General features: G+C 67.8%; 15 protein-coding genes. 9 read left to right on the top strand and 6 right to left on the bottom strand.

Translation table 11 applies throughout. The features are described from left to right. Positions 1-1,028: electron transfer flavoprotein-ubiquinone oxidoreductase (locus V8683_RS23055; RefSeq protein WP_462880678.1), on the top strand; the 1,028-nt coding region annotated here is incomplete at its 5' end. A gap of 69 nt (positions 1,029-1,097) precedes the next feature. Here V8683_RS23055 and aroC read toward each other — a convergent pair. From aroC to V8683_RS23040, 3 genes are all read right to left on the bottom strand, one after another. Continuing rightward, positions 1,098-2,198 carry a chorismate synthase gene (gene aroC, locus V8683_RS23050; RefSeq protein WP_411190017.1) on the bottom strand — a complete coding sequence of 367 codons (1,101 nt, stop codon included), beginning with the start codon at positions 2,196-2,198 and terminating at the stop codon, positions 1,098-1,100. A 117-nt stretch (positions 2,199-2,315) separates the two neighbouring features. Further along, the gene (locus V8683_RS23045; protein ID WP_411190018.1) at positions 2,316-4,301 is read right to left on the bottom strand and encodes an MFS transporter; all 1,986 of its coding nucleotides are present in this window, start codon (positions 4,299-4,301) and stop codon (positions 2,316-2,318) included. 115 nt (positions 4,302-4,416) lie between these two features. Continuing rightward, the gene (locus V8683_RS23040; protein WP_027793421.1) at positions 4,417-4,872 is read right to left on the bottom strand and encodes a CBS domain-containing protein; all 456 of its coding nucleotides are present in this window, start codon (positions 4,870-4,872) and stop codon (positions 4,417-4,419) included. A gap of 318 nt (positions 4,873-5,190) precedes the next feature. Between V8683_RS23040 and V8683_RS23035 the strand changes: the two genes are divergently transcribed. From V8683_RS23035 to V8683_RS23025, 3 genes are all read left to right on the top strand, one after another. Beyond that, positions 5,191-6,513: an O-acetylhomoserine aminocarboxypropyltransferase gene (locus tag V8683_RS23035; RefSeq protein WP_411190019.1), complete on the top strand. Its 1,323-nt coding sequence runs from the start codon at positions 5,191-5,193 to the stop codon at positions 6,511-6,513. Further along, a complete protein-coding gene (locus tag V8683_RS23030) occupies positions 6,510-7,328 on the top strand; it encodes an alpha/beta fold hydrolase (protein ID WP_411190020.1) in 819 nt (272 codons plus the stop codon). The genes V8683_RS23035 and V8683_RS23030 overlap by 4 nt, the downstream gene beginning before the upstream one ends. A 163-nt stretch (positions 7,329-7,491) precedes the next feature. Then, positions 7,492-7,812: an Mpo1-like protein gene (locus V8683_RS23025; RefSeq protein WP_411190021.1), complete on the top strand. Its 321-nt coding sequence runs from the start codon at positions 7,492-7,494 to the stop codon at positions 7,810-7,812. Positions 7,813-7,864: 52 nt separating this feature from the next. Here the strand turns inward: V8683_RS23025 and V8683_RS23020 are convergent, their stop codons facing one another. Beyond that, positions 7,865-9,187, bottom strand: coding sequence for a YihY family inner membrane protein (locus V8683_RS23020; protein WP_411190023.1), 1,323 nt, complete (start codon positions 9,185-9,187; stop codon positions 7,865-7,867). Positions 9,188-9,289: 102 nt separating this feature from the next. On the opposite strand from V8683_RS23020, the gene wrbA reads away from it, so the two are divergent. The 4 genes from wrbA to V8683_RS23000 all read left to right on the top strand — a co-directional run bounded on the left by wrbA (position 9,290) and on the right by V8683_RS23000 (position 12,732). Beyond that, positions 9,290-9,898 (top strand): NAD(P)H:quinone oxidoreductase, encoded by a 609-nt coding sequence (wrbA, locus tag V8683_RS23015; RefSeq protein WP_411190024.1) that lies wholly within the window; start codon positions 9,290-9,292, stop codon positions 9,896-9,898. Beyond that, a complete protein-coding gene (locus tag V8683_RS23010; RefSeq protein WP_411190025.1) occupies positions 9,895-10,293 on the top strand; it encodes a DUF2069 domain-containing protein in 399 nt (132 codons plus the stop codon). Before wrbA ends, V8683_RS23010 begins: the two co-directional genes overlap by 4 nt. A gap of 163 nt (positions 10,294-10,456) precedes the next feature. Next, positions 10,457-11,923 (top strand): FAD-binding oxidoreductase, encoded by a 1,467-nt coding sequence (locus V8683_RS23005; RefSeq protein WP_411190026.1) that lies wholly within the window; start codon positions 10,457-10,459, stop codon positions 11,921-11,923. Continuing rightward, the gene (locus V8683_RS23000; RefSeq protein ID WP_411190027.1) at positions 11,920-12,732 is read left to right on the top strand and encodes a metallophosphoesterase; all 813 of its coding nucleotides are present in this window, start codon (positions 11,920-11,922) and stop codon (positions 12,730-12,732) included. Before V8683_RS23005 ends, V8683_RS23000 begins: the two co-directional genes overlap by 4 nt. A 53-nt stretch (positions 12,733-12,785) precedes the next feature. On the opposite strand, the gene V8683_RS22995 is transcribed toward V8683_RS23000, so the two are convergent. Together V8683_RS22995 and V8683_RS22990 are read right to left on the bottom strand one after the other, a co-directional pair. Then, a complete protein-coding gene (locus V8683_RS22995) occupies positions 12,786-12,950 on the bottom strand; it encodes a hypothetical protein (RefSeq protein ID WP_411190028.1) in 165 nt (54 codons plus the stop codon). A gap of 177 nt (positions 12,951-13,127) precedes the next feature. Continuing rightward, positions 13,128-14,069 (bottom strand): LysR family transcriptional regulator, encoded by a 942-nt coding sequence (locus V8683_RS22990; protein ID WP_411190029.1) that lies wholly within the window; start codon positions 14,067-14,069, stop codon positions 13,128-13,130. A gap of 156 nt (positions 14,070-14,225) precedes the next feature. Here V8683_RS22990 and V8683_RS22985 point away from each other — a divergent pair, with 156 nt between their 5' ends. Beyond that, complete coding sequence (locus tag V8683_RS22985; RefSeq protein ID WP_411190030.1) at positions 14,226-15,848, top strand: efflux transporter outer membrane subunit; 1,623 nt, start codon at positions 14,226-14,228, stop codon at positions 15,846-15,848. The last annotated feature ends 3 nt before the right edge of the window (positions 15,849-15,851 follow it).

The raw sequence follows: 15,851 nt of genomic DNA, 5'->3' as shown, positions 1-15,851 counted from the left end.
CGGACCCGCAGGTCTACGGCATCGGCATCAAGGAGCTGTGGGAGATCGATCCGGCGAAGCACCAGCCGGGGCTCGTGATCCATACGGCCGGCTGGCCGCTGCAGAACGACACCTATGGCGGCTCGTTCCTCTATCACATCGACAACAACCAGGTGATGGTGGGTTTCGTCGTGGGTCTGGCCTACACGAACCCGTATCTCTCGCCGTTCGAGGAATTCCAGCGCTACAAGACGCACCCGGCCATCCGCCAGTACCTGGAAGGCGGCAAGCGGGTCTCGTATGGCGCGCGGGCGATGACGGCCGGTGGCCTGATGTCGCTGCCGAAGCTGGTGTTCCCGGGCGGCGCGCTGGTGGGCGACGACGCGGGGTTCCTGAACGCCGCGCGCATCAAGGGCAGCCATGCGGCGATCAAGACCGGGATGCTGGCGGCGGAAGCGGCGTTCGAAGCGGTGCAGGCGGGCCGCCAGAGCGATGAACTCATCGCGTACCCGGAAGCATTCAGGCAGTCGTGGCTGTACACGGAACTGTACAAGGCGCGCAACTTCAAGCAGTGGATGAGCAAGGGGCTGTACCTGGGCACGCTGATGGTGGGCATCGAGCAGAGGCTGCTGGGCGGGAACGTGCCGTGGACGCTGCATCACCGGCATTGCGACAACGAGATGCTCAAGCCCGCGTCGCAGTGCCAGCCGATCGAGTATCCGAAGCCCGATGGCAGGCTGACGTTCGACCGGCTCTCGTCGGTGTTCATTTCCAATACGAATCACGAGGAGAACCAGCCTGCGCACCTGACGCTGAAAGACGCATCGGTGCCGGTGAGTGTGAACCTGCGCACCTATGCGGGTCCGGAGGGGCGCTTCTGCCCGGCCGCGGTGTACGAGTTCGTGAAGGACGACGCAAACGAAGACCGTCTGCAGATCAACGCGCAGAACTGCGTGCACTGCAAGACCTGCGACATCAAGGACCCGACGCAGAACATCGTGTGGGTCACGCCCGAAGGCGGCGGTGGGCCGAATTATCCGAACATGTAAAGCAGGGAATCAACAAAAAAAACGCCGCTTCACAACGAAGCGGCGTTTTTCCTTGCCTTTCTACCCGTCTCAGGCGTCGCTGGCCGCAATCTTCGGCGTCGTCACCACGACATCGCCGCACTGCGCGCGATGGCGCAGCGCATGGTCGATCAGCACGAGTGCGAGCATCGCCTCGGCGATCGGGGTCGCGCGGATACCCACGCACGGATCGTGGCGGCCGAAGGTCTCGACCGTGGCCGCCTCGCCACCCTTGTCGATCGAACGGCGCGGCGTGCGAATGCTCGACGTGGGCTTGATGGCGATCGAGACCGTCACGTCCTGCCCCGTCGAGATACCGCCCAGCACACCGCCCGCATGGTTGCCGTGGAAACCATTCGGCGTCAATTCGTCGCCATGCACGGAGCCGCGCTGCTCGATGCTGGCGAAGCCCGCGCCGATCTCGACGCCCTTCACCGCGTTGATGCCCATCATCGCGTGCGCGATGTCGGCGTCGAGCCGGTCGAAGAGCGGCTCGCCCCACCCCACCGGCACGCCCGACGCCACCACGTTGATGCGTGCGCCAATCGAGTCGCCGTCCTTGCGCAGCGCGTCCATGTAGGCCTCGAGCTGCGGAACGATATCGGCGTTCGGCGCGAAGAAAGGATTCTCCGGCACGTGCTGCCAGTCGACGAAGGGCACGTCGATTTCGCCGAGCGCCGCCATATAGCCGCGCACCTCCACGCCGAAGCGCTCGCGCAGCCACTTCTTCGCCACCGCGCCCGCTGCGACGGTCGGCGCGGTCAGACGCGCCGACGAGCGGCCGCCGCCGCGATAGTCGCGAATGCCGTACTTTTGCCAGTAGGTGTAGTCGGCGTGGCCCGGACGGAAGGTCTCGGCGATGTTGCCGTAGTCCTTGCTGCGCTGGTCGGTGTTGCGGATCAGGAGTGCGATGGGCGTGCCGGTGGTCGTGCCTTCGAACACGCCCGAGAGGATCTCGACCTTGTCTTCTTCCTGGCGCTGCGTGACGTGGCGCGACGTGCCGGGACGGCGGCGGTCCAGGTCGTGCTGGATGTCGGCTTCCGTGAGCGCCATGCCGGGCGGGCAGCCGTCGATGACGCAGCCGATGGCGGGACCGTGGGATTCGCCGAAGGTAGTGACGGTGAAAAGCGTACCGAGCGTGTTGCCGGACATGGCAGTCGTCCAAAGTGAATCGGGGAATCCAGCATTATGCCAGCCTGCGGTACGCCCCGCCCAGGCGGCCGGGGCCGGCGCACGGCGCGATTGCGCCGCGGTTTTCAGTCACAACGTTCAGCGCCGCGCCCCCCGCAGCCCGGCTACCGCCTCCTGCAACCGTTCCAGCGTCGCCTCGCCCGGCGCGAACGGCTCGCCCACCGCGAGCGTGAGCCGGCTCGTGAGCCCGCGGCGCACGGGGCGCTCCTGGCCCGAATCGGCATGACGCGAAAACGCGCTGCCCCACAGCCCGCGCAGCGCCATCGGCACGACGGGCACGGCCGAGCGGCCGAGTATCTCGGCCACGCCATGGCGGAACGGATTGATCTCGCCGGTGCGCGTGAGCTTGCCCTCCGGAAAGATGCAGACGAGATCGCCCTCGGCCAGCGCCTTCGCACAGGCGTCGTAGGCGGCGGCAAGACGCCCGGCGTCTTCGTGCGCGGGGGCGATCGGAATCGCCTTCGCGTGACGGAATACCCAGCCGAAAACGGGATGCCGGAAGATGCGGTGATCCATCACGAAGCGGATCGGCCGCGGGCTTTCGGCCATGATCACGATCGCGTCGACGTAGCTGACGTGATTGCAGACCAGCACGGCCGGGCCCTCGGCCGGAATGCGCTCGACGTTCACGAGCCGCACGCGATAGACGGTGTGCACGAGCACCCATGCGACGAAGCGCAGCAGGAACTCCGGCACGAGCGCGTAGATATAGGCCGCGACCACGATATTGAGCAGCGCGGTCGTGAGGAAAATGCCTGGAATGCCCACGCCCGCCTTGCTGAGGGCGATGGCCATCAGCGCCGAGACGATCATGAACAGCGAGTTGAGGATGTTGTTCGCGGCGATGATGCGCGCGCGGTGGCTCGGCGCGCTGCGGCTCTGGATCAGCGCATAGAGCGGCACGCTGTAGAAGCCGCCGAACATCGCGAGCAGGAACAGGTCGGCGAGCACGCGCCAGTGCGCGCCCACGCGCAGGAATTCGCCCACGGTGAGCAGATGCGAAGCGGCCGGCAAGGCATGGCTCGCGAAGAACAGATCGATGCCGAACACGCTCATGCCGATGGAGCCGAGCGGCACGAGCCCGATCTCGATACGCCGCCGCCCGAGCCGCTCGCAAAGCAGCGACCCGATGCCGATGCCGAGCGAGAACATGGCGAGCAGCACGGTGACGACGTCGGGATCGGCCGAGAGCACGTCTTTCGCGAAGTTGAAAAACGAAGCGAGGAAGGTCGCGCCGACGAACCAGAGCCACGAGATGCCAAGAAGGCTCAGGAACACGGTGCGGTCGCCGCGCGCAAGGCGCAGATTGCGCCAGGTCTCGGAAAACGGATTCCAGTTGATGCGCAGATCGGACTGGGACGACGGGCAGGTCGGCACGAACGCCGACGCGAACCGCCCGGCGAGCGCCACCACAATGCAGATGCCGCCGAGCCACACGGCGCCCGCCGGGGCCGCGCCGCTGCCTGCGCCACCGTTCACGCCCTCCCCCGCACCCGAGGCCGCCGCCACGCCGCCCACGATCGTGCCGAGCAGAATCGCAACAAAGGTACCCATTTCGACGAGCCCGTTGCCGCCCACCAGTTCGTCCGTGCCGAGTTTCTGCGGCAGGTACGCGTACTTGACCGGACCGAACACGGTCGAATGGACGCCCATCAGGAACGTGCAGGTGTAGAGCAGCAGCACGTTGTGCAGCCAGAAGCCCGCCGCGCCCAGCAGCATCACGGCGATCTCGAAGGTCTTGACCCAGCGCGTGAGCGTCGCCTTGTCGTACTTGTCGGCGATCTGGCCCGAGGTGGCGGAAAACAGCACGAACGGCACGATGAAGATCGCGGAGATCAGGAACGCCACGGTCTTCGGATCGACGCCGGAGAAGCGCGCGGCCTGATACGTGACGAGCGACGTGAAACCGATCTTGAAAACGTTGTCGTTCATCGCGCCCAGAAACTGCGTCCAGAAAAACGGCGCAAACCGGCGCTCGCGCAGCAGCGCGAATTGCGAGTGCGGGGCGTGGCCCTCACGCTCGCGCGGGGAACTTCGGACGGCTGACATCGGACGATCGCTCATCGAGTAGGACTGGATTTGACAGAAAGCGGGGGGGGCCAGACGTGAAAAAGCGCGCCTGACGCGCGCTTTTTCATACTATCGGCGGGATGTGACGCTCGCGGGCACGAGCCGCGCTTCAGCGCGCCGGCTGACGCTCCTCGTCGGGCCAGTCGCGGATATACGCTTTCAGCAGGCGGTTCTCGAAGCCCTGCTCTTCCACGACGGCCTTCGCGACGTCGTAGAACGAGATCACGCCCATCAGCGCGCGGCTCTCCATCACGGGCAGATAGCGCACGTGATGTTCGAGCATCATGCGGCGCACTTCGTTGACGTCGGTTTCGGGCGTGCAGGTGATGGGATGGTCGTCCATGACCTTGCGGATCGTCGAGGTGCCGACGCTGCCGCCGTTCTTGTGCAGCGTCAGGATGACTTCGCGGAACGTCAGCATGCCGACAAGGTCGCCGTACTCCATCACGACGAGCGAGCCAATGTCGTGCTCGGCCATGCTGTTGACGGCTTCGTGCAGCGAAGTGTCGGGCGTGACGGTAAAGAGCGTACTGCCCTTGACCTTGAGAATGTCGCTCACGCGCATGATGTGTCTCCTGAAATGCTTTGTAGATGGGGGAGATGCTGGAAAGATGCCTACCTGTTTTCGATCCTAGCGGAAAGACCGCCAAAAAGAAAGCAACCCCGGGAACGCAACCAGGGAAAGCAGGGATCAAGCAACGGCGGTAGCGGAAAAGGCGCGCCGCGCAGGCATCCGGCACGAAAAAGCGCGAGCAGGGCCGACCGGACGGACGGCGCACGCGGGTCGCCCGGCCGCTGTGGCGCTTTCGCGGACGGCGGACGGTGTTATACGATGGCCGAACCCCTGATCTGACGCCGGTTCGACGCCGGCCGCGCCGCCACGATGCCCGACACCCGTTTCGACACGCTCGCGCTGCACGCCGGCGCGGCGCCCGACCCCGCCACCGGCGCCCGCGCGACGCCGATTTATCAGACCACGTCGTTCAGCTTCCGCGACACGGACCACGCCGCCGCCCTTTTCAACATGGAGCGCGCGGGGCATGTCTATTCGCGCATCTCGAACCCGACCGTTGCCGTGTTCGAGGAGCGCGTCGCCGCGCTAGAGGGCGGCGCGGGCGCGATCGGCACCGCGAGCGGCCAGGCGGCGCTGCATCTGGCCATCGCGACGCTGATGGGCGCGGGCGCGCATATCGTCGCTTCGGCGGCGCTCTACGGCGGTTCGCACAACCTGCTCGACTACACGCTGCGGCGCTTCGGCATCGAGACCACCTTCGTCAAACCCGGCGATCTCGACGCCTGGCGCGCCGCCCTGCGGCCGAACACGCGCCTTCTGTTCGGCGAAACGCTCGGCAATCCGGGCCTCGACGTGCTCGACCTCGCCGCCGTCGCGCAGATCGCGCACGATCACCGCGTGCCGCTCCTCGTCGACTCGACCTTCACCACGCCGTACCTGCTGCGCCCCTTCGAGCACGGCGCGGACTTCGTCTACCACTCGGCGACGAAATTCCTCGGCGGCCACGGCACGACCATCGGCGGCGTGCTGGTGGACGGCGGCACCTTCGACTTCGAGGCGTCGGGGCGCTTTCCCGAGTTCACCGAGCCCTACGCGGGCTTTCACGGCATGGTCTTCACCGAGGAGAGCACGGTCGCGCCGTTCCTGCTGCGCGCGCGCCGCGAGGGCCTGCGCGACTTCGGCGCGTGCCTGCATCCGCAGGCCGCGTGGCAACTGCTGCAAGGCATCGAGACGCTGCCGCTGCGCATGGAGCGGCACGTCGCCAATACGCGGCGCGTCGTCGAATTTCTCGTGGCGAACGACGCCGTCGAGTCGGTGGCCTATCCCGAGCTGCCCGGCCATCCCGATCACACGCTCGCGAAGCGCCTGTTGCCGCGCGGCGCGGGCGCCGTATTCAGCTTCAACCTGAAAGGCGGCCGCGAAGCCGGCAAGCGTTTTATCGAGTCGCTCGCGCTCTTCTCGCATCTCGCGAACGTGGGCGATGCGCGCTCGCTCGTGATCCACCCCGCCTCCACGACCCACTTCCGCATGGATGCCGCCGCGCTCGCCGCCGCCGGCATTGCGGAGGGGACGATCCGGCTTTCTATCGGGCTCGAAGACCCCGACGATCTGATCGACGACCTCAAGCGCGCCCTGAAAGCGTCGCAGCATGCCGCCGCCGGTGCGAAATCGGCCGGCAAGGAGGCCTCATGATCGTCGACGTTCAGGGCAAGCCGGCCTACGCCTACACGGGCGGCCGCCCGTTCGACCCGGCGCGGCCGGTGGCCGTGTTCGTGCACGGCGCCCAGCACGACCATAGCGTCTGGGCTCTGCAGTCGCGCTACTTCGCCCATCACGGCTTCAGCGTGCTCGCGGTCGACCTGCCCGGCCACCTGCGCAGCGCGGGCCCGGCCCTCACGAGCATCGGCGCGCTCACGGACTGGCTGGCCGCGCTGCTCGACGCGCTCGGCGTGCGGCAGGCGTTCGTGGCCGGGCACAGCATGGGCTCGCTCGTCGCGCTCGAATTCGCGGCGCGCCACCCGGAGCGCGCGCGACGCGTCGCGCTGCTGGCCACGGCCTTTCCCATGACGGTGTCGCCCGCGCTGCTCGAAGCCGCGCGCGAACGCGAAGCCGAGGCGATCGCGCTCGTGAACCAGTGGTCGCATTCGACGCTCGCGCCGAAACCCGCAAGCCCCGGCCCCGGCTTCTGGCTGCGCGGCACGAACCGGCGGCTGATGGAACGCGTCTCCGCGCGCGGCGAGCCGCAGCTTTTCCACACCGACTTCGCGGCCTGCAACGCGTACGCCGACGGCCTCGCGAGCGCGGCGAAGGTGCGCTGTCCCGTGCGGCTCGTGGTGGGGCGGCGCGACGCGATGACGCCGCCGCGCGCGGCCCGTGCGGTTGCCGAGGCACTGGGGCAGGCAGGCGTGCCCGTCGACACGGTGACGCTCGACGCGGGCCACGCCCTGATGACCGAGCAGCCCGACGCCACGCTCGACGCGCTGTACGCGTTCGCATCAGGGCGCTAGCGCGGCTTGCTCCGCTTCGCGGCGGGGCTCCGCGAGGCCTCGCGCCGCCGGGTTGCAGCGTCTTGCGGAACGCCGGAAAATGGAAGCGTCCACGGAGCCGAGGCGCGGCGTCCGGACGGTGCGCGAGGCGGGCCATCGAGGCCCTCGCGCGTAGGGGGAGACCATGAGCCATACCGCCCACACCGAACACTTCGCGAATTTCGCGGAGTTCTATCCGTTCTATCTGAGCGAGCACCAGAATCTCACGTCGCGGCGGCTGCATTTCATCGGATCGCTCGGCGTGATCGGCTGCGTCGCCATGGCCATCGCCACCGGCAACTGGCTCTGGCTGCCTTTGGCCATCGTCTGCGGCTACGGTTTCGCCTGGGTCGGCCACTTCGCGTTCGAAAAGAACCGCCCCGCCACCTTCCGCCATCCCGTCTACAGCCTGATGGGCGACTGGGTCATGTTCTCGGACATCTGCCGCGGAAGAATCTCGCTGTAGCCGCCTGAAACGCGGCCAGCAGCGTTGCCGGCACGCGCTCGCGGTGCCGCCGCTACGCCGGCTGGTGCGGCATTGGCGCGTGCGCCTGCCCTTGCCCGGCTTCCTCGCCGGCGTCCGCATGGGCGCGCCGCGCCGCCAGCAACGTGGCCAGCGAGACCGCGAGCTTGTCGTTGTCGAGCGCCCCCAGCAACATCGCCGCATCGACGGCGCTGGACTTCAGATTGAGCTGATAGGCCAGCTCCTTGCGGTCGATCACGAAGCGCCCGAACAGGCTCGCCACGCTGATCCGCGCCGGGTTCGCGATCAGCAGGAAATGCGGCTTGGCGCCATCGCTTTCGAGGCGCGCCACGAGTTCGTCCTCTTCCATGCCGCCCAGAAGCCGCGTCACGGTCGAGAGGTCGCGCCGCAACACCTGCGCGAGCTGGTCCGCCGTGCGGCCGGGCTCGCCGGCGTCGCGCGCTTCGGCGAGGCGCGCGAGCAATTCGAGCGCGTCGAGCAGATCGCTGCCCGGAAAGCGCGGCCGGTCGAAGCGCCCGCTGCGGATTTCCGGCAAGGCCGACGTGATCATCGCGCCCACGAGCGTGATGAACCAGCTCAGATACATCCAGAGCAGGAACATCGGCGCGGCCGCGAACGCGCCGTACACGGCCGTGTAGGTGGGAATGCGCCGCACGTAGTAGCCGAAGCCGCGCTTGGCCAGCTCGAAGGCGATCGCGGCGGCAAGGCCGCCCACCACGGCGTCGCGCCACTCCACGCGGCAGTTCGGCAAATAGACGTAGAGCATCGTGAACGCGAGCGCGGTGAGCGGCAGCGACGCGCCCATGAGCGCCCAGGCGAACATCATCGAAACGTGCTGCTCCGTGGCGACGGCAAACGAATGCGTGAACAGATACGACGAAATCGACAGGCTCACGCCGATCAGGATCGGCCCGAGCGTGAGGATCGCCCAGTACACGAGCACGCGCTGCGCGAAGGGCCGCGGCTTGCGCACGCGCCAGATCACGTTGAACGCGGACTCGACCGTCATCATCGTCATCACGGAGGTGACGAACAGCACGATCATGCCCATCGTCGTGAGGCCCTTGGCCTTCGACGCGAACTGGTTGAGGTACATGAAGATCTGGCTGTTGATCTGCGCTGGCATCAGATGATCGGCGAGAAAACCCTGCAGCGAACTCTGGAACGACGCGAAGATCGGGAAGGCCGTGAAGAGCGCGAACGCCACCGTCGCGAGCGGCACGAGCGAAAGCAGCGTCGTGAACGTGAGACTGCCCGCGACCTGCGGAATGCGGTCCTCGCGGCTGCGCCGCGCCGCAAAACGCGCAAGGCGCTTCACGACATCCAGATCGAAACGGATTTTCGACAACACGTCCATCGGCCGGCACACCTGAAAGCAAAAGGTCGAACAAAGCGCCGCGGACAGGAATGGGAGCGGCAGACCCAGCCCCTATAATATCCCGTCAAACGACGAGGCCCGATGAAACCCATCCTTGTGCTCTATTACAGCCGGCACGGCGCGACGCTCGCACTCGCGCGCGCCATCGCCCAGGGTATCGACAGCATTCCCGGCGCCGAGGCGCGCGTGCGCACGGTGCCGGCCGTATCGACGGTCTGCGAGGCTACCCAGCCCGACATTCCCGACGACGGGCCGCCTTACGTCGAGCTGCGCGATCTCGAGGAATGCGCGGGCCTCGCGCTAGGTTCGCCCACGCGCTTCGGCAACATGGCCGCCCCGCTCAAGTACTTCCTCGACGGCACGACGCCGCAATGGCTCTCGGGCGCCCTCGTGGGCAAGCCCGCCTGCGTGTTCACGTCGACGGGCAGCCTGCACGGCGGCCAGGAAAGCACGCTCCTCTCGATGATGCTGCCGCTGCTGCATCACGGCATGCTGCTCGTGGGCATCCCCTACACCGAGACCGCGCTCACGACCACGGACGGCGGCGGCACGCCCTACGGCGCGTCGCACCACGCGCGCGCGGACGGGCGCAGCCACGGTCCCACCGCCGAAGAGAAGGCGCTCGCGGTCGCGCTCGGTGCGCGGCTCGCGCGCGCGGCGCTGGCGCTAGGGCGCGGCGAGCGGCCGTGAACGGGCCCACACCGCAGCAGCCTGCCGCTGCCAGCCGCGCCGCGGCGCTCGGCGCGTTCGTCACGCTCGCCGCGCTCGCGCTCTTTTGCATTGCGTGGGAATGGCGGCTCGCCCCGTTGCGGCCCGGCGGCAGCGCGCTCGTGCTCAAGGCGCTGCCGCTCCTGGTCGCGCTGCCCGGCGTGCTGCGCCGCCGCCTCTACACGCTGCAATGGGCGTCGATGCTGGTGCTGCTGTATTTCGCCGAGGGCATCGTGCGCGGCATGAGCGACCCGGCGCCGGAAAACCGCCTGGGCTGGATCGAGGTTGCGCTTGCCTTGGGCTTCTTCGTCTGCGCGCTCGCCTATGTCGCGCCATTCAAGCGCGCGGCGCGGCGAGCCAGGCGCGAAGCCGCATGACGGGTCGCACGACGGGCCGCATGACCTGCCGCCTGCCCGCCCGCGCACCGCTGGCGCGCGCACCGTGTCACACTGAACCCCTCTAGCCAACCGCCAGGCGCCAGGTCCGCGGCGGCAGCGCCCGCCACCGCCCCCCGCGCCCGCGAACAGCCCCCGGAAAATCATGAGCCAAGCTCAACCCGATACCCCTTCCGCCTTCCTCGATGCCTGCGTAGCCGCGCTCGGCGCGCAGCACGTCCTCACCGACGCGCACGACACCGCGCCCTTCGTCACGGACTGGCGCAAGCGCTATCAGGGCACCGCGCGCGCCGTGCTGTGTCCGGCCGACGCGCGCGAAGTAGCCGCCGTCGTGAAGCTCGCGCACGCCCACCGCATCGCGCTCGTGCCGCAGGGCGGCAACACGGGCCTCGCGGGCGGCGCGACGCCCGACGCCGGCGGCGGCGAAGCCGTGCTGAGCCTGCGCCGCCTGAACCGCGTGCGCGAGATCGATCCGCACAACAACACGATCACCGTGGAAGCGGGCGCGATCCTCGCCGACGTCCAGGCGCGCGCGGCGGAAGCCGGGCGCCTGTTCCCGCTCTCGCTCGCGGCCGAGGGCAGTTGCACGATCGGCGGCAATCTCTCGACGAACGCGGGCGGCACCGGCGTCCTGCGCTACGGCAACACGCGCGAGCTGTGCCTCGGCCTCGAAGTGGTCACGCCCGAAGGCGAGATCTGGGACGGCCTGCGCGGGCTGCGCAAGGACAACACGGGCTACGATCTGCGCGACCTCTTCATCGGCGCGGAAGGCACGCTCGGCATCATCACGGCGGCCGTAATGAAGCTGCATCCGCAGCCGGCCGCGCGCGTCACGGCGCTCGCGGGGCTCGGCTCCGCGCATGCCGCGCTCGACTTTCTCGCGCTTGCGCAGCGTTATGCCGGACCGCTCCTCACGGGCTTCGAGCTGATGTCGGACTTCTGCATGCGGCTCGTGGGACGCCATTTCCCGCAGCTACGCTATCCGTTCCAGACGCACCACGCGCAAGTCGTGCTGCTCGAACTGTCGGACAACGAGAGCGAAGAGCACGCACGCGCCCTCTTCGAGCGCCTCATGGAAGCCGCTCTCGAACAAGGCCTCGTGGAAGACGCCGTGGTGGCCGAAAGCCTCGCGCAATCGCAGGCGTTCTGGAATATTCGCGAGCACATCCCGCTCGCGCAGGCGCAGGAGGGGCTGAACGTGAAGCACGATATCGGCGTGCCGATCTCGCGCATCGGCCATTTCATCGAGGAAACCGACGCCGAAATCGCACGTGCGGTACCGGGCGCGCGCATGGTGACGTTCGGCCATCTCGGCGACGGCAACCTGCACTACAACGTGCAGGCGCCCGAAGGCGTCGATCCGAAACCCTTCCTCGCCGAAAACGAAAAGACCCTGAACCGCATCGTGTACGACAGCGTGCATCGCCACCGCGGCACGATCAGCGCGGAGCACGGCCTCGGACAGTTGAAGGTGGACGAAGCGGCGCACTACAAGAGCGCCGTGGAATTGCGGCTGATGCAGGCGATCAAGACGGCGCTCGACCCGCTGAACCTGATGAATCCGGGCAAGGTGCTGCGCACGCCGCAGGAGCGGCGGGAGACCTCGACGTGAAGATCCGCATCCTGTCCGACCTGCATCTGGAGCACGACGAGCCGGACACGATCCCGCACGCCGACGCCGATCTCGTCGTGCTCGCGGGCGACATCCACAACCACGCGCTCGGCCTGCGCTGGGCGGCGGAAACCTTCGATCCGCAGGTGCCCGTGGTCTATGTGCCGGGCAATCACGAGTATTACGACGGCGAATTCGGCGCCCTCGAGACCGCGATGCAGGACGCGGCCTCGGCGCTCGATCACGTGCACTTCCTGAACAATGCGACCCTCGTCGATCCCGCGGGACGCTGGCGCGTGCTCGGCACGACGCTGTGGGCGGACTTCACGCTGTTCGGCGCCGACGACGACGCGCGCGAACGCGCGATCGCCGCGGCCGGGCGCGTGATGCTCGACTTTCGCGGCCTGATTCAGGTGTCGTGGCCCGAGAGTCCCGGCGCACTGGCGCGGGACTTCACGCCCGGGGATTCGGTCGCGCTGCATGTCCATGCGCTCGCATGGCTCAAGGGCGAGCTGGCCAAGCCGTTCGCTGGCAAGACGATCGTCGTCACGCACCATGCGCCGCACCGGCTGAGCCTCGCGGCGCGCTACGCGAACGATCCCGCGTCCGCGGGCTTCGTGAACGATCTCGACGCGCTCGTGCGCGCGCCCGTGGCGCTATGGCTGCATGGACACACGCATACGTGCTTCGACTACACGGTCAATGGCGCGCACGTCGTCTGCAATCCGCGCGGCTACCGCGATCGCCGCACCGGCGTGCCGGAAAACCCGGCGTTTGCCTGGGACAAGGTGGTGGAGCTGGAAGACTGATACGGCCCGTCGGACCGGCGGCGGCTAGTGCCGTCGGGCGGTTGACGCGTTGCTCAGCGCAGACCGTCGCGCGCGTCCGGCGCGGCGCCGTCGATGCGCTGCGCGCGCAGCGACACCGGCTGAAGCAGTGCGCGACGCATGCGCAGCAGATCGCGCGATGCCGCAATGCCGATCAGGCCCATCATCACGGCGATGCCGATCATCAGATGCGTATCCATGGAAGTCCTCGGGTGCTGGCGAATTGAACGTTGGCGAAAAAGCGTTCCGCTACGTTAGCAAAGCGCCGCGCAGCCGGGCGTAAGGAAGTGTTGCGATCGGCCTCAGGTGTAACAGCCTGTCACAGCGGCCGGTAACAACGCACTGCCCGTCAGGGAGGGCAGGCCAGGTACGACTGGCTAGGTGCGCGCGAACTGGCGCAGTTCCGCCTCGTCGGTGGCGAGCGTGGACGGCAAGGACTCGCGCAGCAGCTCGATCCACGTACGGATCTTCGCGTCGAGATACTGGCGCGACGGGTACATCGCGTAGATGTTCATTTCCTGCGACTTGTATTCGGGCAGGATCCACACGAGGTCGCCGTTGCGCAGCCCGCTGATGGCCGAGTACATCGGCAGGACGCCCACGCCCATCCCCTCGCGCAGGGCCACGGCCAGGGCCTCCGCCACGTTCACCTGGAACGTCGAGGGACCGAGGTCGGTGACCTGGTCGCCGCCCGGGCCGGTGAAGCGCCATTGCGACGCGGGAAAGATCGGCGTCACCATCTGCAGGCACGCATGCTGGGCAAGATCGGCGGGCGTTTGCGGCACGCCGTGGCGCTCCAGGTAGGCCGGCGAGGCGCAGGCGATGCTGAACGTGCTCGCAATGCGCTGCGAGACGAAACCCGAATCGGGCAGATCGGTCGCGAGCATGAGCGCCACGTCGTAGCCTTCGTCGAGCAGGTCCGGCATGCGCTGCGCGGCGAGCGTCAGCTCGACGCTCACGTCGGGATAGAGCTGCTGGTACCGCCCCACGGCCGGCACGACGTAGTGCTGACCGAAGCTCGTCATCGAGTAGATCTTCAGCTTGCCCGAAGGCCGCGCGTGCGCGTCGCCGGCCTCCGCTTCCGCCTGGTCCACGTACGCGAGGATCTGCTCGCAGCGCTGCAGGTAGCGTTCGCCGGCCTCGGTCAGCGCGATGCGGCGCGTCGTGCGGTTCAGGAGGCGCGTGCGCAGATGCGCTTCCAGATCCGAGACGGCGCGCGAAGCGTAAGCCGTCGTCGTATTCAGGTGCTGCGCGGCGCCCGTGAAGCTGCCTGCCTCGACCACCCGCACAAATACCCGCATGTTTTGGAGCGTATCCATAGCCATCCTCTCTATGACGGAGGCATTGTTACATATTTCGTAAGATCGATTGTCTCAAATCTCGTAAAAATGCCTTGCATCTTTACCGGTTATTCGGGAATAGATCGAAAAATATAATTACGCACACTGATCTATAGCCAATAAAAGGAGTAAATCGTGCAGTCTCCGGTACCGAAAGGACTTGCCGCACTCACGGTTCTTACGCTCTCGTTGATAATCACAGGTTGCGCCAGTACCGGGGGCATCGCACCGCAGGCGAAACAGACCGAGGCGTCGCAACTCGATGCCGGATCGGCCATCCGGGCCGCCGACACCGACGCCCAGTGGCCCGCCAGCGACTGGTGGAAGAGCTACGACGACCCGCAACTGAACGCCTGGATCGAAGACTCGATCTCGGGCAATCCGTCGCTCGCGGCCGCCCAGGCGCGCGTGCGCGAGGCCCGTTCGATGGCGGGCGTCGCGCAGGCCGGGCTGCTTCCGCAAATCAGCGGCAATATGTCGGTCCAGCGCGAGCACTGGTCCGACAACGTGTTCTACGGTCCCGGCCCGCTCGCCGACGCGAATACCTGGAACAACACGGCCACGCTCGGCCTCTCCTATCACCTCGATCTCTGGGGCCAGGACAAGAACACGGCCGAGCAAGCGCTCGACCTCGCGCACGCGAGCGCCGCGGACGCGCGCGCCGCGCAGCTCGAACTCGAAGTGAACGTCACGCGCGCGTACATCGAGCTTTCGATGAACTACGCGCTGCTCGATATCGCAAAGCAAACGCTCGCCGAACAGCAGAAGGTGCTCGCGCTCGCCCAGCGGCGTCTGGCGGGCGGGCTCGGCACGCAGCTCGAAGTGACGCAGGCGCAAACGCCGCTGCCCGAGTACGAGCGCCAGATCGACGCGCTCGAAGAGGCCATCGCGCTCGGCAAGAACCAGCTCGCCGCACTCGCGGGCAAGGGGCCGGGCGCCGGCGAAGCGATCACGCGCCCGGCGCTCTCGCTCGCAAGCCCGGCGGGCCTGCCCTCGGCGCTGCCCGCCGAGCTGATCGGCCATCGCCCGGACATCGTCGCGGCGCGCTGGACCGTGGCCGCGCAGGCGCGCGGCATCGACGTGGCCAAGGCCGGCTTCTATCCGAACGTGAACCTGCTCGTCTCGATGGGCGGCTATGCGGCCGCGGGACCGCTCTTCCAGTTCCTCAAGTCGTTGAGCGGCAGCTACTCCGCGGGCCCAGCCCTCTCGCTACCGATCTTCGACGGCGGACGCCTGCGCGCGCAGCTCGGCGCGCAATCGGCCGCCTACGACGTCGCCGTCGATCAATACAACCAGACCATCGTCACCGCGCTCAAGGAGATCGCCGACGAGGTGGTGCGCATGCGCTCGCTCGCCACGCAGGAAGACGACGCCCACCGTTCGGTGACGATCGCGCAGCGCAACTTCGACCTCTCCGAGGAAGGCTATCGCCGCGGCCTCACCGACTACGTGAACGTGCTGATCGCGCAGCAGCAACTGCTGACGGCGCAGCAGGGCGTCGCGCGCATTCAGGCCGCGCGCCTGACTGCGCAAGCCACGCTCGTCGCCGCGCTGGGCGGTGGGGTGATCGACGCGGCGAGCGATCCCGCTGTCGCCACGCCCACCGAAGCCGAGCAACTGCCCGCGCACGGCAGGAAGACCCGCGACATCCCGCTCGCGCCGGCCGCTCTGCTCGCACCGCGTTCGTCGGTCACCGAAGGCGCGAACGCACCCGGCGCCAACGCCAGCGCCGGCCGTCCGGCTCCCGCGGCCAACTGAGGC

This window comes from Paraburkholderia sp. AV2, from assembly GCF_054968425.1.
The sequence above is the reverse complement of the archived record's forward strand: the minus strand, read 5'-3'. Positions and strand labels throughout refer to the sequence as shown.